Genomic DNA, 14,936 nt, shown 5'->3' with positions numbered 1-14,936 from the left:
CCTAGTGGCCTTCAGCCTTGAGGCGAGCGAAGCCGTCAACGACGATCTGCTCGGCTTCAGCTGCGTTGCCCCAGCCCTCAACGTTGACAAACTTGCCAGGCTCGAGGTCCTTGTAACGCTTGAAGAAGTGGTCGATCTCGTTCTTGGTCTGCTCAGGAACATCGTCGATGTCCTGGATGTGAGCCCAACGAGGGTCCTTAGCTGGAACGCAGATGACCTTGGCATCTGATCCAGCCTCGTCACTCATGTTGAGAACGCCGACGGGGCGGACCTTGACGCCCACTCCGGGGAACACGGGGTACTCGAGAAGAACGAGAGCGTCAACGGGGTCACCGTCGAGGCCGAGAGTGTTCTCAAAGTAGCCATAGTCGGTGGGGTAAACGAAAGTGGTGAACAGCACGCGGTCCAAGTAGACGCGACCAGTTTCGTGGTCAACTTCATACTTGTTGCGGCTTCCCTTGGGAATTTCAACGACGACGTCGTAAGCGGCCACGAGGGGCTCCTTCACGGTTGAGATGAATACCTCATAAGGTTACTTGATGATGACCGAACGTCCCCGACTCACGCCAGCCATGGCTGACGTTCGTCGTGCCGTTCGAGAGAACCTCTCAGACCTCTCACCTGATGCTGTTGTTCTCGTTGCACTCAGCGGCGGCCCAGACTCGTTAGCTCTAGCCGCCGGTTTAGCCTTTGAAGCGCCTCGTGCCGGGCTTCTTGCTGGGGCCGTGATCGTGGATCACGGTCTGCAAGAAGGTTCTGATGTCGTTGCCGACAACACTGCGGAGCAGGCGCGAGCACTGGGATTAGACCCGGTAGTTATCCGCAGAGTGAAAGTTGTGGCAGCCTCTGGCCCCGAAGCAGATGCCCGCTCGGCACGTTATGACGCATTACACACGGTTGCTTCAGAACTGGGTGCCGTCGCTGTGTTGCTCGGTCACACCCTGGATGATCAAGCCGAAACAGTGTTGTTGGGCTTGACTCGAGGCTCGGGTGCAACAAGTTTGGCCGGCATGAGCGAGGTCAACGGAATTTATCGCCGCCCTCTGCTGAGTATTCGTCGGACTGAGACCGTTGCTGCCTGTGAAGATCAGGGTCTAATCGCGTGGAACGACCCCCACAACCAGGACTCCAGTTACACCAGAGTCCGCATTCGTCACGAAGTCATGCCTGTGTTGGAGCACCAGCTGGGCCCCGGTGTTGCTGAAGCACTGGCGAGAACAGCAGAGCAGCTCAAGCAGGATGCCGAAGTACTCGACACTCTTGTGGCAGAAATCATGCCCACGGTGATGATCCCGTTGTTGGGTGAAACAGGCCAACCTCAACGGGCTACTCTCGAGATTTCTTCCCTAGAAAGCCTCCCTGCTGCCTTGCTTAATCGAGTGATTCGACGCTCTGCCCTCGACGTTTTTAGGGTCAGTTTGTCTGCGGTTCACACCAACTCCATCGCCCGGCTGGTAACGGACTGGCATGGACAGGGTGAACTCCACGTTCCCGGTATTAGAGTTGAGCGACAAGGTGCTCAGCTTGTGCTGACCGCATCATCGTCCACACCCACCGAGGCTTAGTCTCACCAGCTCAAAGGAACGCACGCATGGAGTTGCGCGACGTCGAATCCGACATCACCGAAATTCTCTTCTCGGAAGAGCAGATCCAGGGCCGTTTGGCCGAGCTCGCTCGCGAGATTGAGCGTGACTACGAAGGCAAAGATGTCCTCATCATTGCCGTGCTTAAGGGTGCTGTTATGGTGCTCAGTGATCTGGTGCGCGAGCTGAAGTTCCACGCACACATCGACTTCATGGCAGTGTCTTCCTACGGTTCCAGCACCAAGTCGTCCGGTGTTGTGCGCATCGTGAAGGACTTGGATGCCGAAGTTGCCGGACGCCACGTTCTGATTGTGGAAGACATCATTGACTCGGGTCTGACCCTGAACTGGCTCATTGGAAACCTGGAATCTCGTGGTCCTGCCTCGATTGAGGTTGTTGCCATGTTCCGCAAGCCCGAAGCCATCAAAGAACCAGTAGACGTGAAATACGTGGGTTTTGACATCCCCAACGCCTTCGTTGTTGGCTATGGCCTCGACTACAACGAGGACTACCGCAACGTGCGCGGCCTGGCAGTTCTTTCCCCACACGTGTATGGCGGAGAAGACCCTCACGCCTAAACAGGTGGGTTAACTCCCATTCCGCCCTCGGCAAACACCCAGCGGGCATAGCCTCCACACCGATACCCTGAGAAGACCATGAAATTGAAGAACCTTCTGCGCGGTCCCCTGCTCTACATCATCGTTGCGGTGATTGCTGTCTGGGTGGGCTCATCCCTCATCTCTATGACCGGCTTCCAAGCTGTCTCTACCGATGACGGTTTGACCTTCCTCAAAGAGAACAAGGTTGCCAGCGCAACCATTGTTGACATTGAGCAGCGCGTTGACCTCAAGCTCACTGAAGCCGATGCGAAATATGGCAAGGACGTTCAGTTCTTCTATGTTGCACCCCGTGGTGTTCAGGTCGTTGACGCTGTCAACGACGCCACCCTCTCTGACGGCTTCAACGATGAGGTTCCCAAGGAAAACTGGTTCCTCAGCATGCTGGGAATCTTCCTGCCCGTTCTTCTGATCGGTGCGTTCTTCTGGTTCATGCTTTCTTCCATGCAGGGAGGTGGCCGTGGTGTCATGCAGTTTGGTAAGTCCAAGGCCAAGCTCGTCACCAAGGAAACCCCCACCGTCACCTTCGCTGACGTTGCAGGTGCAAACGAAGCTGTTGAAGAACTTTCAGAAATCGTGGACTTCCTCAAGGAGCCTGCTCGTTTCCTTGCGGTAGGCGCCCGCATCCCTCGCGGTGTCCTGCTCTATGGCCCTCCCGGAACCGGTAAGACACTGCTTGCTCGTGCCGTTGCCGGTGAAGCAGGCGTCCCGTTCTACTCGATCTCTGGTTCCGACTTCGTTGAGATGTTTGTCGGTGTCGGTGCCAGCCGTGTTCGCGACTTGTTCGAACAGGCCAAGCAGAACGCCCCTGCCATCATCTTCATCGATGAAATCGATGCCGTCGGTCGTCACCGTGGTGCCGGTATGGGTGGTGGCCACGACGAACGTGAGCAGACCCTCAACCAGATGTTGGTGGAGATGGATGGCTTCGACGTCAAGACCAATGTCATTCTTATTGCTGCCACAAACCGTCCTGACATCCTGGACCCTGCCCTTCTGCGCCCAGGTCGTTTCGACCGTCAGATCGGCGTGGACGCTCCAGACATGGAAGGCCGCAAGCGCATCCTCGAAGTTCACGCCAAGGGCAAGCCCATGGCCAAGAACGTCGACCTCGAAGTTGTCGCACGCAAGACTCCCGGCTTCACCGGTGCTGACCTTGCCAACGTTCTCAACGAGGCAGCTTTGCTGACCGCTCGTTCCAACGCACAGCTGATTGACAACCGTGCACTCGATGAGTCGATTGACCGCGTCATCGCTGGACCTCAGCGTCGCAGCCGTGTCATGAAGGATCAGGAAAAGCTCATCACCGCGTACCACGAAGGTGGTCACGCGCTCGCTGCAGCAGCAATGAACTTCTCTGACCCCGTGACCAAGGTCACTATCCTTCCTCGTGGTCGAGCCCTCGGATACACCATGGTGCTTCCTCTGGAAGATAAGTACTCGGTCACTCGTAATGAACTTCTCGACCAGCTCACCTATGCAATGGGTGGCCGCGTGGCAGAAGAGATCGTGTTCCACGACCCCACCACTGGCGCATCGAACGACATCGAGAAGGCAACCAGTATTGCCCGCAAGATGGTCACCGAATACGGCATGAGCTCAACCGTGGGCTCGGTCAAGCTCGGCGCCGCATCCGGCGAGATGTTCCTGGGCCGTGACATGGGTCACCAGCGTGACTATTCCGAGCAGATGGCAGAGCACGTGGATAAGGAAATCCGCGCACTCATCGACAATGCTCACACCGAAGCGTGGAAGGTTCTGAACTCCAACCGCAAGGTGCTGGACCGTCTGGCAACCGAGTTGCTCGAGAAGGAAACTCTCGACCACAACCAGCTCGCCGAAATCTTCAAGGAAGTGAAGAAGCTCCCATTGCGTAAGCAGTGGCTTTCGAGCAATGAGCGTCCTGTCTCCAAGCTTCCTCCCGTCAAGGTTCCTGCCAAGAAGGCAGAAGCTAAGCCTGCAGTGAAGAAGCCTATCGCCAAGAAGGCACCCGCGAAGGCAGCAGCAAAGCCTGCTGCAAAGAAGCCAGCGCCCAAGGCATAACTATGGCTATCGACCGGGCTCGCATTGAGGCTGCTGTCGTCGAACTTCTCCACGCAATCGGTGAAGATCCGGCGAAGGCAAACTTCTCGTCGACCCCGGAACGTGTGGCTGAGGCTTACTCCGAGTTTTTTGCCGGTGTAGGTCAGGACCCTCTCGACCACTTGCGTGAGAGTGTTCCCATCGACCAGCTCTCGGATGCCGTCGTGGTCACCGACATCACCGTTCGGTCGATGTGTGAACACCACCTGCTTCCTTTCCTGGGCGTTGCCCATGTCGCCTACCTCCCCGGTGACCGCGTTGTTGGCCTGGGGAAGTTGCCTCGTGTAGTGAATACCCTCGCAGCTCGACCACAGATGCAAGAAAGCCTGACCGAGCAGATCGCAGACGCGCTCGTGGAAGGTCTCGACCCTCGCGGTGTTGTGGTTGTCATTGAAGCCCGACACCAGTGCGTGGCTGCCCGGGGGGTTGAACAAACCAACAGTCGCACCATCACGATCGCTTCTCGCGGCGAGCTCACCGAGCCTGCGGCTCGCGCAGAAATTATGGCCCTTATTGGTCCACCAGGTGGTGACAGCAATGACTGAGCACCGCACCAAGATCATGGGCATCCTTAACGTCACCGTTGACTCATTCAGTGACGGTGGCAAATACCTCGATACCGACTCTGCAGTGAAACATGGCGTTGCCATGATGGAGCAGGGTGCAGACATCATCGATATCGGAGGCGAATCAACGCGTCCCGGTGCTCAGCGCGTCAGCGTGGAAGAAGAACAGCTTCGTGTTCTTCCTGTCATTGGCTCACTCGTTCGCGCTGGAGCAGTGGTCAGCATCGACACCATGAATGCGGCCACGGCAATCCTTGCTATCGAACGCGGAGCGCAATACGTCAATGACGTTTCGGGTGGTCTCGCAGATTTCTTCATGCCCAAAGTCGTTGCCCAGTCAGATGCGACCTTTATTGCCAGCCATTGGCGCGGGCACTCTGTCGATATGGACAACAAAGCGCTCTATAAAGATGCGCCCACGGATATCACTCGCGAACTCAGCGAACGGGTTGAAGCACTACTTGCTGAAGGCATGAAGCCAGAAAAACTCATCTTGGATCCAGGCCTTGGTTTTGCCAAGAATTCTGAGCACAACTGGCAGATGCTGGGTCGTTTGGATGAACTCAAGGCTTTGGGGTTCCCGCTCTTGGTGGGGGCATCACGGAAACGATTCCTCGCATCACTGCTGCCAGAAGATGCCACGGTCGAAGACCGTGACTCTGCCAGTGTTGCTGTCAGCGTGCTGGCTGCTCAAGCAGGAGTCTGGGCAGTACGTGTTCATGACGTTGCGCGCACCGCAGGAGCACTGCGCGTGTTGGAATCATGGAATAAGGGCGCTCGTGAGTAACGACCGCATCACCCTCACCGGCTTGCGCGTCCAAGCCAACCATGGGGTGTTTGATTTTGAGCGAGCCAATGGACAGCTCTTTGTCATTGATGTCACCGCGTGGCTGGAGCTATCACCCGCCGCACTCAGCGATGACCTGGCCAACACCGTGCACTACGGTGAGCTCGCTGAAGAAGTTGTTGCTGCTGTATCCAGTGACCCCGTCGATCTCATCGAAACCGTTGCCGAGCGCGTGGCGCAGGTTGTGCTGACACACGCACCCGTTCAGCGCGTGGAGGTCACGGTCCACAAACCACAAGCACCCATCAGTGTTGAGTTTGCTGATGTCGCGGTCACGATTGAGCGCAGCCGCTAATGGACGCACCTCGCAGAAACGCCATCATCGCCTTCGGTTCTAACCTGGGGGATCGCGCTGCGACCATCAAGCAAGCAGCTAACGAAGTTGCTGACCTGGGTGGAACAGTTTTACTCAAACTCTCTCCGCTCTATGAATCTGCCGCAGTGAAACCTGACGGTGTTGATCTGGATGCTCCGGAATATCTCAACGCCGTTGCATTGATCAGCACGGATCTACCCCCAGAAGCACTACTGACTGAGCTCAATGGCATTGAACAAGATCACGGCCGTGAGCGTCACGAACGCTGGGGCGATCGCACCTTGGATCTCGACATCATATGGATGGATGGTGTGCAGATGGAAACTGAACACCTCACCATTCCTCACCCTCGTGCTTTCGAACGCTCCTTTGTCGTGGTTCCTTGGCACGATGTTCAACCCACTGCCGTGGTTGAACCCCACGGAGCAATCTCTGCTCTGGCAGAACAGCTCAGTCATGAGCTTCACCGCTATGAGGTGAGTTCATGAAGCGCACAAGCCCAGCTCCCTTGATTGGTTTCTTCCTGATTGGAGGCGTCGCTTCCTATCTCCTGGAACTCGTCGTTCAATCCCGTGGTGGATTTATCTATGTGCCACCACTGAGCTTGGCTTTCACCTTGTTTGTTGTGGCCGTGGCAGTGGTGTTGCTCGCCATTCCTATTCGCCGCAAAGTGACCGGCAAACGCAAAGAACCTGTTGACGCCTTCTATGCCGCACGCGTTCTCGCCTTGGCTAAAGCCAGTAGTTTTGCCGGGGCATTGCTTCTGGGGCTCGGCGCAGGGGTGCTGGTCTATTTGTTTGGTCGACCCATTGCGCCCAGTGGTTCAATCTTGTGGAATGTCATTGCCCAGTTGATTTCAGCAGCGCTACTGATTGCTGCCGGATTGATTGCAGAATGGCTCTGTGTTCTTCCTCCGGAAGACATGGATAAGTCAGACAAGGAGGTGGCCGGTGAACCAGCAGCGTGACGGTCGCCTCGGCATCGGCATTATTGGCGCAGGCAAAGTCGGCCCTATCTTGGGCGCAGCATTAGCTGGCGCAGGTCATGCGCTTGTGGGCATCTCTGCCATCTCCGAAGAGAGCAAAGAGCGCGCACAGGCAATCCTGCCGGACGTTCCCGTGATGGAAGTTCCGCGCATTGTGGAACTCAGTGAACTTGTTTTAATAGCTGTTCCTGATGATGAACTTCCTGACCTAGTCAACGGCCTTGCCGTTGCCGGGGTGTGGCAACCGGGTCAGATTGTTCTGCATACCTCAGCTCAGTTTGGTGTTGAAGTGTTGCAGCCTGCTGTTCTGGCAGGAGTAATTCCTTTGGCTCTTCACCCCGCCATGGCATTCACCGGAACCAGCATGGATATTGCCCGCCTAGCAGATTGCTACATCGCGGTCACCGCCCCGGCACCTGTGCTTCCGATTGGGCAAGCACTCGCAGTGGAGATGGGCGGAGAGCCCGTTGTGATCTCAGAAGCACAGCGTCCGCAGTATGCAGAGGCGATTGCGACTGCGTCGCAATTCTCTGCAGCGATTGTGGATCAGGCAACCAACTTGTTGGGTGAAATTGGCATCGAGAACCCGGGCCGTATTGTTGCTCCGCTGATTCGTTCTGCCGTGGACAATGCCCTGGGCCAAGCAGGGGACGCTTCGCGTCTCGGATTTACCGGACTCGACGACTAATCATGGCGACACCTCAGGTCCTACACACCGTCGCGGAGATGACAGCGCTTCGTGAGCGCCTCACCTCAGAAGGAAAAACCCTTGCACTTGTTCCCACCATGGGAGCACTGCATGAAGGCCACCTTGCCCTTGTCACCCGAGCACGAGAACTCGCAGACGTTGTTGTGGTCTCGATCTTTGTCAACCCGCTGCAGTTTGGTGCGGGTGAAGACTTTGACCGCTATCCCCGCACGCTCGAAACAGATGTTGTTGCTTTGGCTGACCACGCAGAGTTCGTCTTTGCTCCAGATGTGGACGAGGTGTATCCAGACCGTGTGGGTGGAGCTAGCGTTCCTGTTCAGAGCGCAGGGCCGGTAGGCGAAACCTTCGAGGGCGCAAGTCGCCCCGGCCACTTCGACGGTGTGCTCACTGTTGTGGCGAGACTGTTCGACATTGTGAAGCCCGACGTTGTTGTCTTTGGGCAAAAGGATGCGCAGCAAGTCTTCTTGGTACGTTCCATGATTGAGAAGATGGCACTCCCCATCCGCTTTGAGGTGCTGGAGACCATTCGAGAAGCTGATGGCTTGGCGCTCTCCAGCCGTAATCGTTATCTCAATGAAGAAGAACGCACAGCGGCTCTTGCGTTGCCCCATGCTTTGCTCGCTGCAGCTCGCGAAGCGCACCATGCCAACGCGGGTGCTGTGCGCGAGGTAGGCAGGAGCGTCTTCGAGAACTATCCGCTGGTTAGACTTGATTATCTCGACCTTGTCGATCCCACGAACTTTCAGAGCGTGAGTGACGACTACCAGGGACCTGCCACTGTGGTGGTGGCCGCTGTAGTGGGAACCACACGACTTATCGATACCGAAAACCTTGAGAGACTCCACGCATGAGTGAGAACACCACCCCTGAGCCCGAACTGACCGATGCAGAAGTCAGCGAGCAGAAGGCTGTCCGCCTTGCTAAGCGTGATCGACTCAACGAGCTAGGCCTTGAGGCATATCCGGTTGCTCTGCCCATCACGGACAACATCCCTGCCGTGCGTGCTCGTTTTGGTGATCTGGAAGCAGATGCCACCACTGGTGTGACCGTGGGCCTTGCCGGCCGAATTGTTCACCTGCGCAACACGGGCAAGCTGTGCTTCGCCAGCTTGCAGTCGGGTGATGGTTCACGCATTCAAGCCATGGTTTCCTTGGCTGAGGTTGGCGAAGAAAACCTCGAACTCTGGAAAGACCTCGTTGACCTCGGTGACCACGTTTTTGTCTCGGGTGAAGTGATTTCTAGCCGCCGCGGTGAGCTTTCCATCATGGTGCGCGAGTGGAAGATGGCCTCTAAGGCTGTTCTGCCCCTTCCCAACATGCACAACGAACTCAACGAGGAAACGCGTGTTCGTTCTCGCTACCTCGACCTCATCGTTCGTGAGCAGGCTCGTGCCAACGTCTTCGCCAGAGCGAAGACCATGGCGTCGCTGCGCAGTACTTTCACTTCACTCGACTTCATCGAAGTTGAGACGCCGATGCTGCAGGTGATGCACGGTGGTGCTTCGGCGCGTCCCTTCGTGACTCACTCCAACGCTTTCGACATGGAACTCTTCCTGCGTATTGCTCCCGAGCTCTACTTGAAGCGTGCACTGGTCGGCGGCATTGAGCGCGTCTATGAGATCAACCGCAACTTCCGTAACGAAGGTGCTGACAGCACTCACTCTCCCGAGTTCGCGATGCTTGAGGCCTACGAAGCATATGGAGATTACAACTCCATTGCAGACCTGACCCAGAAACTCATCCAGGATGCAGCTCTCGCTGTTGCAGGAAGCCACGTGGTCACCTGGGCAGATGGCACCGAGTTTGATCTCGGTGGTGAATGGGATCGCATCAGCATGTATCACTCGCTCAGCGACGCTGCCGGTGTTCAGATCACTCCAGAAACTTCAGTTGCAGACCTCCAGGCAATGGCCAACAAGGAAGGCGTGGAAGTTCACCTCGCCAACCACGGCAAGCTCGTGGAAGAACTGTGGGAGCACTTCGTCAAGGACGGCCTCACTCGCCCCACCTTCGTCATGGACTTCCCTGTTGAGACCAGCCCACTCGTGAAGGAACACCGTTCCATTCCTGGTGTGGTGGAAAAGTGGGACCTGTACGTTCGCGGCTTCGAGCTCGCTACTGGCTACTCCGAACTCAATGACCCCGTTATTCAGCGGGAGCGCTTCGTTCAGCAGGCAGCACTCAGCGCCAAGGGTGACGTTGAAGCAATGCACTTAGATGAGGACTTCCTCAAGGCTCTCGAGCACGCCATGCCACCAGCTGGCGGTATGGGTATGGGCATGGACCGATTGCTGATGGCCATCACAGGCCTCGGCATTCGCGAGACCATCCTCTTCCCTCTGGTTAAGTAATCAGGTTCCTTAGGTAGTCTGACCACTATGGACAACTTCTGGCTCAACGCGCTCTGGTCGGTGACCCCTACCGTGCTGCTCGGTCTGCTGTTTTGGCTCATCATCCGCTCAATCTTGCGGTCCGATCGCACCGAGCGTGAAACGTATGCCCGCATGGAGGCAGAGGAACGCGCGAAACGCGGACTTCCCAAGGCAGAAAAATAATGACTCAAGCTGAGTTTTCTCTCTGGTTTGCCATCTTTGCCCTCGCGGTTGACTTCGTCATCCGCGTAATGGCCATCATCATTGTTCCCCGCAACCGCCGACCATCCTCGGCGTTGGGCTGGCTGCTGGCCATCTTCTTCATTCCTTATATCGGCGTGATTCTGTTTCTTCTCATTGGTAGTCCACGTTTGGGCCGTAAACGTCGCCGTCGTCAGCGCGAGATTAATCAGTTCATTCTTGATTCCACCGAAGGTATCGACAAGGTTGCCCACAACAAGACCTGGCCAGCGTGGCTGGATCGCGTTGTTGAACTCAACCGCAATCTTGGTGCGATCCCCCTCGTGGGCGGCAACACGGCCCACATGCAGATTGACTACGAAAAGAACATTGCGGATATCGCCGCCGATATCGACAAGGCGAAGAGCTTTGTCCACGTCGAGTTCTACATTCTTTCTTCTGACTCGGTCACCGAGCCTGTGTTCCTCGCGATGCAGCGCGCAGTGGAGCGCGGTGTTGAAGTCCGCGTTCTCTTTGACCACGTCGCAGCCATGCGCACGGTCGGTTACCGCAAGACCAAGAAGCGCCTGACAAAGATTGGTGTCGACTGGCACCTCATGCTTCCCTTCCTGCCATTCCAGGGAAAGTATGAACGGCCCGACCTGCGCAATCACCGCAAGCTTGTCATCATCGATGGCAACATCGGCTGGATGGGTTCGCAGAACCTCATCGATTCGAGCTATCTCAAGAAGTCGAACCTCAAGCGCGGCCTGCACTGGAAGGACGCGATGGTCCGTCTGCGCGGCCCGATCGTTGCTGGTCTGAACGCCATTTTCATTACCGACTGGTACTCCGAAACAGATGTGCTGCTCACCCGTGAAGCAGAACCCATCGAGGCTTTCCATGAAGAGCACACCTTGGATTGCCAGATTGTTCCTTCAGGTCCCGGATTTGCTTCCGAGAACAACCTGCGTCTGTTCTTGACGCTGATGTATTCAGCTCAAGAGAAGATCATCATCACTTCCCCTTACTTCGTGCCAGATGAGTCGCTGATGTATGCGATCACCTCGGCCTGCCAACGCGGCGTTCGGGTCGAACTCTTTGTTTCTGAAATCGGCGACCAGGCACTTGTCTTCCACGCGCAACGCTCCTACTACGAGGCATTGCTTCGTGCTGGTGTCGTTATCTGGCTCTACAAAGCACCGACTATTTTGCACTCCAAGCACATGTCCATCGATGACGAAGTAGCTGTGATCGGTTCTTCCAACATGGACATGCGTTCCTTCTCCCTCAACCTTGAGGTGTCTCTGATGGTTCGCGGTGCCAGTTTCGTCACACAAATGCGTGACGTGGAAGACGCTTATCGCGAGAACTCCCGTGCCCTCACCCTTGAAGAGTGGAAGAAGCAGCCATTGCGCTCCACTGTTCTTGATGGTTTGGCTCGTCTCACCTCGTCGCTCCAGTAGTTAGGCTCGTTCCATGGCATACGAAGCAGCGTCCACCCGCTACGACATCATAAACTTCCGCCGCAGTGGGAAGTCAGGTCTCAAGCTCCCTGAAATTTCTTTAGGCCTGTGGCACAACTTCGGCGATGAGGGTGCACTCAAGAATCAGCGCGCCATCCTGCGTCGCGCTTTTGACATGGGCGTGACCCACTTTGACCTGGCTAACAACTACGGCATTCCTGCTGGTTCAGCTGAATCGCACTTTGGTGAGGTGCTTGCTTCAGACTTCAAGCCCTACCGAGATGAAATGGTCATCTCGTCCAAGGCGGGCTATTTCATGTGGGACGGCCCCTATGGCGAATGGGGATCGCGGAAGTACCTCATCTCCTCGCTCGACCAGAGCCTTTCTCGTATGGGGCTCGACTACGTCGACATTTTCTACTCACACCGCCCCGACCCCAACACTCCCATTGAGGAGACCATGGGAGCACTGGCCTCTGTCGTGAAGCAGGGCAAGGCGCTCTATGTTGGCATTTCGTCTTACACACCCGAGCAGACCATGGCTGCGAAGAAGGAACTGGATCGACTCGGCGTTCCTCTTCTGATTCACCAGCCTCGCTATTCCATGTTTGATCGCACGATTGAACGCTCTGGCCTGCTTTACACGCTCGATGAAATCGGTGCAGGCTGCATCGTCTTCTCGCCCCTGGCTCAGGGCCTGCTCACCGATCGCTACCTCGGCGGAGTTCCCAAAGACTCACGAGCTGCTGTTGGAGAACACCTCAAAGCTTCGACCATCACGGACACCTACCTCGAGCGCGTCCGGGGCCTCTCGGCTATCGCCGAGGCCCGCGGCCAGACGCTCGCTCAGATGGCTCTGCTGTGGACTCTGCGCAACCCCGGTGTCACCTCAGCACTGATTGGCGCATCTTCGGTCAAGCAGCTCGAAGACAACCTTGCTGCAATTCACGGCCCAGAGTTTGAACCAGAAGAGCTTGACGCTATCGACGTCTTTGCGGTGCACGGAACCGAATCTGGCAAGTAAAACTTCTCAGAGAAAATTACTCACCGATATCGGCGGGTGTTCCACCGGTCATGCGAACCAATTCACTGAACGTGGTTTGGTAAACGTAGGCAGGATGTCCACCGGCAGACCAGATGGTCTCGTATTGCGCCAGGTCGTTATCCACCAAGGTGGGCAGCTCCGTTGCTAGGCCCACGGGCGAGACGCCACCAATGACATAGCCCGTTGCGGCTCGAACGTCATCGGCATTGGCCTTTGTGATTTTCTTGCCACCGAAGGCAGCAGATACTTTGTCGGTATCGACGCGGTGCCCACCCGAGCTCATCACGAGCACCGGTTCGCCATCAGCCAAGAAGACGAGTGAGTTCGCAATCTGACCTCGGGTAATGCCGAGCCCTTCAGCAGCTGCCTGGGCAGTGTGGGCATTGTCATCGAGGCGAACAACATCACCTTCCGCGCCGTGCTCTTTCAGAGCCGCGCGGAAACGTTCAACAGATTCGGGGTGTGAGATCTCGGTCATGAGTATTTCTTCCGGTTATGGCTTCTTCTTCGGCTTCTGAACTGGCAAAGCAGCCCATGTCAGATCCAGCATTTCATGCATCCAATCGGCATCAGAGAACTTCTCAATCGGGATCACAAAATGTTCCTTGGCACCGGGGTAGGGAGAGCCCTTGTCGAGCTCAGAGGCAAAGACATCGCCTGGTGACGTGACTTTTAAAAAGAGAGTGTTGTCACAAATCACACCGACAAAGGTGTCTTCGCAATAAAGTCCATACTCGCCAAACATGGGTTTGACCCGCACATTGCGTGCGCCGAACGCGTCCAGAACGTCTTCAGTGAATTCTTTACGTGTTGCCAAGTTAGTGCTCGTGATCGAGTGTGCTGCTGACCTGGAGGGCCATACGTCCGTGAGTGAATGCTCCGCCAGCACGAAGGGCCGCAGCAATCCACGCAGCTTCGGCAATCTCGGCATCGGTGGCACCTGCCTTCACCGCACCCTTGGTGTGGGCATCAATGCAGAAAGAACACTGCGTGGTGAATGCCACACTCAACGCCATCAGTTCGCGGAACTTGAGAGGGATAGCGCGGCCTTCTTCAGCGAAGACGGCGTTATCGAAAGCAACGAAGGCTTCCAGGATGTCTGGAGTTTCCTTCTTATAGATCCGGCCGAATTTGCGGTTCTCGGTTCCGTCATAGAGATCACTCATGGTCTGGGCAGCTTTCGTGGTCGGAGTTGAACGTGGGGCATTTCTGGAGCTGGGATGGTTGAGCCACTGTGCTCGACATGTCCAAAAATACCCTCAGGGTTGCCTTCGTGCACAACATCGTGTTGCCATTGCTCACGCATGGCCACGATTTCATCATGGCTTCGCCCAATGAAGTTCCACCACATCACGAGCTCTTCTTCGAAGGGTGTTCCGCCGAGAAGCAGCAAACGTGCAGGCTCATCCCTAATGGTCAAGGTGAGGGTGGAGCGGCCAGGCTCAACGTAAGCGAGCTGGTCTTTGGTGGCGATCTCGCCGGCCACGGCTACCGAACCAGTGTCGACCAGGACACCATGTTCGAAGGTTGAGTCCACTGGGATAGTGAAGGTGCTTCCGGCTGGAGCCAGAATCTCTGCACCCAGCAGGGGAGTAAACGTGGTGGTTCCTGCCGTTACTGTTCCCGTGTCACCTGTGAGGGAACCAATAAAGACAATGAGCTGGGCATCACCAATCGTGGTGCGGGGAGCAATGTGGTGTTCAAAGAAGGGCGGGATGTGGCGATCTTTCTCAGTCAGTGCCACCCAGAGTTGAACGCCATGCATCACGGGCACCCGTCCGGTGGAGTGCTCGGCATGGGCAATTCCTGCGCCGGCGGTCATCAAGTTGACCTGGCCAGGTTCAATGAGTTGAACGCTGCCCACACTGTCGCGGTGCTCCACTTCACCCTGGAAAAGCCAGGTCACGGTTTGTAAGCCGGTGTGGGGGTGTGCGCCTAAGTTCATCCCGCCGGTGAGTTCCACCTCGTCAGGACCATAGTGATCCACAAAGCACCATGCCCCAATCGTGCTGCGCTGGCGATTAGGCAAGGTGCGCCTCACGGTCATCGCGCGGAGGCCACCCAATGGGACGTCGCGGGGAGTGAGGATGCTCATGTTTACAGACTACGTATCTCGGGGAGGATTTATTCCTTTCAACTCCTCGTTCTTCCTCCAGCGAACACGGCCCG

Annotated in this window: 19 protein-coding genes; 14 read left to right on the top strand and 5 right to left on the bottom strand. The window is 56.3% G+C overall.

Annotation, left to right across the window (positions count from 1 at the left end):
- Nucleotide 1: 1 nt before the first annotated feature.
- Nucleotides 2-493: an inorganic diphosphatase gene (locus M2118_RS03505; protein WP_110232666.1), complete on the bottom strand. Its 492-nt coding sequence runs from the start codon at nt 491-493 to the stop codon at nt 2-4.
- Nucleotides 494-539: 46 nt separating this feature from the next.
- On the opposite strand from M2118_RS03505, the gene tilS reads away from it, so the two are divergent.
- The 14 genes from tilS to M2118_RS03435 all read left to right on the top strand — a co-directional run bounded on the left by tilS (nt 540) and on the right by M2118_RS03435 (nt 12,746).
- A complete protein-coding gene (gene tilS / locus M2118_RS03500) occupies nt 540-1,565 on the top strand; it encodes a tRNA lysidine(34) synthetase TilS (RefSeq protein WP_280794570.1) in 1,026 nt (341 codons plus the stop codon).
- A 26-nt stretch (nt 1,566-1,591) separates the two neighbouring features.
- Nucleotides 1,592-2,161 (top strand): hypoxanthine phosphoribosyltransferase, encoded by a 570-nt coding sequence (gene hpt, locus M2118_RS03495; RefSeq protein ID WP_280794569.1) that lies wholly within the window; start codon nt 1,592-1,594, stop codon nt 2,159-2,161.
- A gap of 78 nt (nt 2,162-2,239) precedes the next feature.
- On the top strand, nt 2,240-4,243 hold the full coding sequence (gene ftsH / locus M2118_RS03490) for an ATP-dependent zinc metalloprotease FtsH (RefSeq protein ID WP_280794568.1): 2,004 nt from the start codon (nt 2,240-2,242) through the stop codon (nt 4,241-4,243).
- Between the two features lie 2 nt (nt 4,244-4,245).
- Nucleotides 4,246-4,827 (top strand): GTP cyclohydrolase I FolE, encoded by a 582-nt coding sequence (gene folE, locus M2118_RS03485; protein WP_280794567.1) that lies wholly within the window; start codon nt 4,246-4,248, stop codon nt 4,825-4,827.
- On the top strand, nt 4,820-5,635 hold the full coding sequence (gene folP / locus M2118_RS03480; protein WP_280794566.1) for a dihydropteroate synthase: 816 nt from the start codon (nt 4,820-4,822) through the stop codon (nt 5,633-5,635). Before folE ends, folP begins: the two co-directional genes overlap by 8 nt.
- Complete coding sequence (gene folB / locus M2118_RS03475) at nt 5,628-5,990, top strand: dihydroneopterin aldolase (protein ID WP_280794565.1); 363 nt, start codon at nt 5,628-5,630, stop codon at nt 5,988-5,990. The genes folP and folB overlap by 8 nt, the downstream gene beginning before the upstream one ends.
- Nucleotides 5,990-6,499, top strand: a complete 510-nt coding sequence (gene folK / locus M2118_RS03470) for a 2-amino-4-hydroxy-6-hydroxymethyldihydropteridine diphosphokinase (RefSeq protein WP_280794564.1) — start codon at nt 5,990-5,992, stop codon at nt 6,497-6,499. Before folB ends, folK begins: the two co-directional genes overlap by 1 nt.
- Complete coding sequence (locus M2118_RS03465) at nt 6,496-6,978, top strand: DUF3180 domain-containing protein (protein ID WP_280794563.1); 483 nt, start codon at nt 6,496-6,498, stop codon at nt 6,976-6,978. Before folK ends, M2118_RS03465 begins: the two co-directional genes overlap by 4 nt.
- Nucleotides 6,962-7,684, top strand: a complete 723-nt coding sequence (locus tag M2118_RS03460) for a Rossmann-like and DUF2520 domain-containing protein (RefSeq protein WP_280794562.1) — start codon at nt 6,962-6,964, stop codon at nt 7,682-7,684. The genes M2118_RS03465 and M2118_RS03460 overlap by 17 nt, the downstream gene beginning before the upstream one ends.
- Before the next feature lie 2 nt (nt 7,685-7,686).
- Nucleotides 7,687-8,556 (top strand): pantoate--beta-alanine ligase, encoded by an 870-nt coding sequence (gene panC, locus M2118_RS03455; RefSeq protein ID WP_280794561.1) that lies wholly within the window; start codon nt 7,687-7,689, stop codon nt 8,554-8,556.
- Nucleotides 8,553-10,055 (top strand): lysine--tRNA ligase, encoded by a 1,503-nt coding sequence (gene lysS, locus M2118_RS03450; RefSeq protein ID WP_280794560.1) that lies wholly within the window; start codon nt 8,553-8,555, stop codon nt 10,053-10,055. The genes panC and lysS overlap by 4 nt, the downstream gene beginning before the upstream one ends.
- Before the next feature lie 27 nt (nt 10,056-10,082).
- Nucleotides 10,083-10,259, top strand: a complete 177-nt coding sequence (locus tag M2118_RS03445; protein ID WP_280794559.1) for a hypothetical protein — start codon at nt 10,083-10,085, stop codon at nt 10,257-10,259.
- Nucleotides 10,259-11,722 carry a cardiolipin synthase gene (gene cls / locus M2118_RS03440; RefSeq protein WP_280794558.1) on the top strand — a complete coding sequence of 488 codons (1,464 nt, stop codon included), beginning with the start codon at nt 10,259-10,261 and terminating at the stop codon, nt 11,720-11,722. The genes M2118_RS03445 and cls overlap by 1 nt, the downstream gene beginning before the upstream one ends.
- Before the next feature lie 13 nt (nt 11,723-11,735).
- A complete protein-coding gene (locus M2118_RS03435) occupies nt 11,736-12,746 on the top strand; it encodes an aldo/keto reductase (RefSeq protein WP_280794557.1) in 1,011 nt (336 codons plus the stop codon).
- A gap of 16 nt (nt 12,747-12,762) precedes the next feature.
- On the opposite strand, the gene M2118_RS03430 is transcribed toward M2118_RS03435, so the two are convergent.
- The 4 genes from M2118_RS03430 to M2118_RS03415 are packed head-to-tail and all read right to left on the bottom strand — an operon-like array spanning nt 12,763 to nt 14,862.
- Nucleotides 12,763-13,245 (bottom strand): YbaK/EbsC family protein, encoded by a 483-nt coding sequence (locus M2118_RS03430; RefSeq protein ID WP_280794556.1) that lies wholly within the window; start codon nt 13,243-13,245, stop codon nt 12,763-12,765.
- Nucleotides 13,246-13,260: 15 nt separating this feature from the next.
- The gene (locus tag M2118_RS03425) at nt 13,261-13,584 is read right to left on the bottom strand and encodes a TfoX/Sxy family protein (RefSeq protein WP_280794555.1); all 324 of its coding nucleotides are present in this window, start codon (nt 13,582-13,584) and stop codon (nt 13,261-13,263) included.
- Nucleotide 13,585: 1 nt separating this feature from the next.
- Nucleotides 13,586-13,933 (bottom strand): carboxymuconolactone decarboxylase family protein, encoded by a 348-nt coding sequence (locus M2118_RS03420; RefSeq protein ID WP_280794554.1) that lies wholly within the window; start codon nt 13,931-13,933, stop codon nt 13,586-13,588.
- The gene (locus tag M2118_RS03415; RefSeq protein ID WP_280794553.1) at nt 13,930-14,862 is read right to left on the bottom strand and encodes a pirin family protein; all 933 of its coding nucleotides are present in this window, start codon (nt 14,860-14,862) and stop codon (nt 13,930-13,932) included. Before M2118_RS03415 ends, M2118_RS03420 begins: the two co-directional genes overlap by 4 nt.
- Between the last annotated feature and the right edge of the window lie 74 nt (nt 14,863-14,936).

This window comes from Aurantimicrobium minutum (assembly GCF_029892845.1).
GTDB classification, from domain to species: domain Bacteria; phylum Actinomycetota; class Actinomycetes; order Actinomycetales; family Microbacteriaceae; genus Aurantimicrobium; species Aurantimicrobium minutum_B.
The sequence above is the reverse complement of the archived record's forward strand: the minus strand, read 5'-3'. Positions and strand labels throughout refer to the sequence as shown.

Excerpts from the sequence above, each read along its gene's own strand:
- M2118_RS03420 (WP_280794554.1), bottom strand. The coding sequence starts at position 13,933 with ATGAGTGATCTCTATGACGGAACCGAGAACCGCAAATTCGGCCGGATC.
- ftsH (WP_280794568.1), top strand. The coding sequence starts at position 2,240 with ATGAAATTGAAGAACCTTCTGCGCGGTCCCCTGCTCTACATCATCGTT.
- folP (WP_280794566.1), top strand. The coding sequence starts at position 4,820 with ATGACTGAGCACCGCACCAAGATCATGGGCATCCTTAACGTCACCGTT.
- folE (WP_280794567.1), top strand. The coding sequence starts at position 4,246 with ATGGCTATCGACCGGGCTCGCATTGAGGCTGCTGTCGTCGAACTTCTC.
- tilS (WP_280794570.1), top strand. The coding sequence starts at position 540 with ATGATGACCGAACGTCCCCGACTCACGCCAGCCATGGCTGACGTTCGT.
- cls (WP_280794558.1), top strand. The coding sequence starts at position 10,259 with ATGACTCAAGCTGAGTTTTCTCTCTGGTTTGCCATCTTTGCCCTCGCG.
- M2118_RS03435 (WP_280794557.1), top strand. The coding sequence starts at position 11,736 with ATGGCATACGAAGCAGCGTCCACCCGCTACGACATCATAAACTTCCGC.
- M2118_RS03445 (WP_280794559.1), top strand. The coding sequence starts at position 10,083 with ATGGACAACTTCTGGCTCAACGCGCTCTGGTCGGTGACCCCTACCGTG.
- panC (WP_280794561.1), top strand. The coding sequence starts at position 7,687 with ATGGCGACACCTCAGGTCCTACACACCGTCGCGGAGATGACAGCGCTT.
- hpt (WP_280794569.1), top strand. The coding sequence starts at position 1,592 with ATGGAGTTGCGCGACGTCGAATCCGACATCACCGAAATTCTCTTCTCG.
- M2118_RS03465 (WP_280794563.1), top strand. The coding sequence starts at position 6,496 with ATGAAGCGCACAAGCCCAGCTCCCTTGATTGGTTTCTTCCTGATTGGA.
- M2118_RS03415 (WP_280794553.1), bottom strand. The coding sequence starts at position 14,862 with ATGAGCATCCTCACTCCCCGCGACGTCCCATTGGGTGGCCTCCGCGCG.
- folK (WP_280794564.1), top strand. The coding sequence starts at position 5,990 with ATGGACGCACCTCGCAGAAACGCCATCATCGCCTTCGGTTCTAACCTG.
- M2118_RS03430 (WP_280794556.1), bottom strand. The coding sequence starts at position 13,245 with ATGACCGAGATCTCACACCCCGAATCTGTTGAACGTTTCCGCGCGGCT.
- lysS (WP_280794560.1), top strand. The coding sequence starts at position 8,553 with ATGAGTGAGAACACCACCCCTGAGCCCGAACTGACCGATGCAGAAGTC.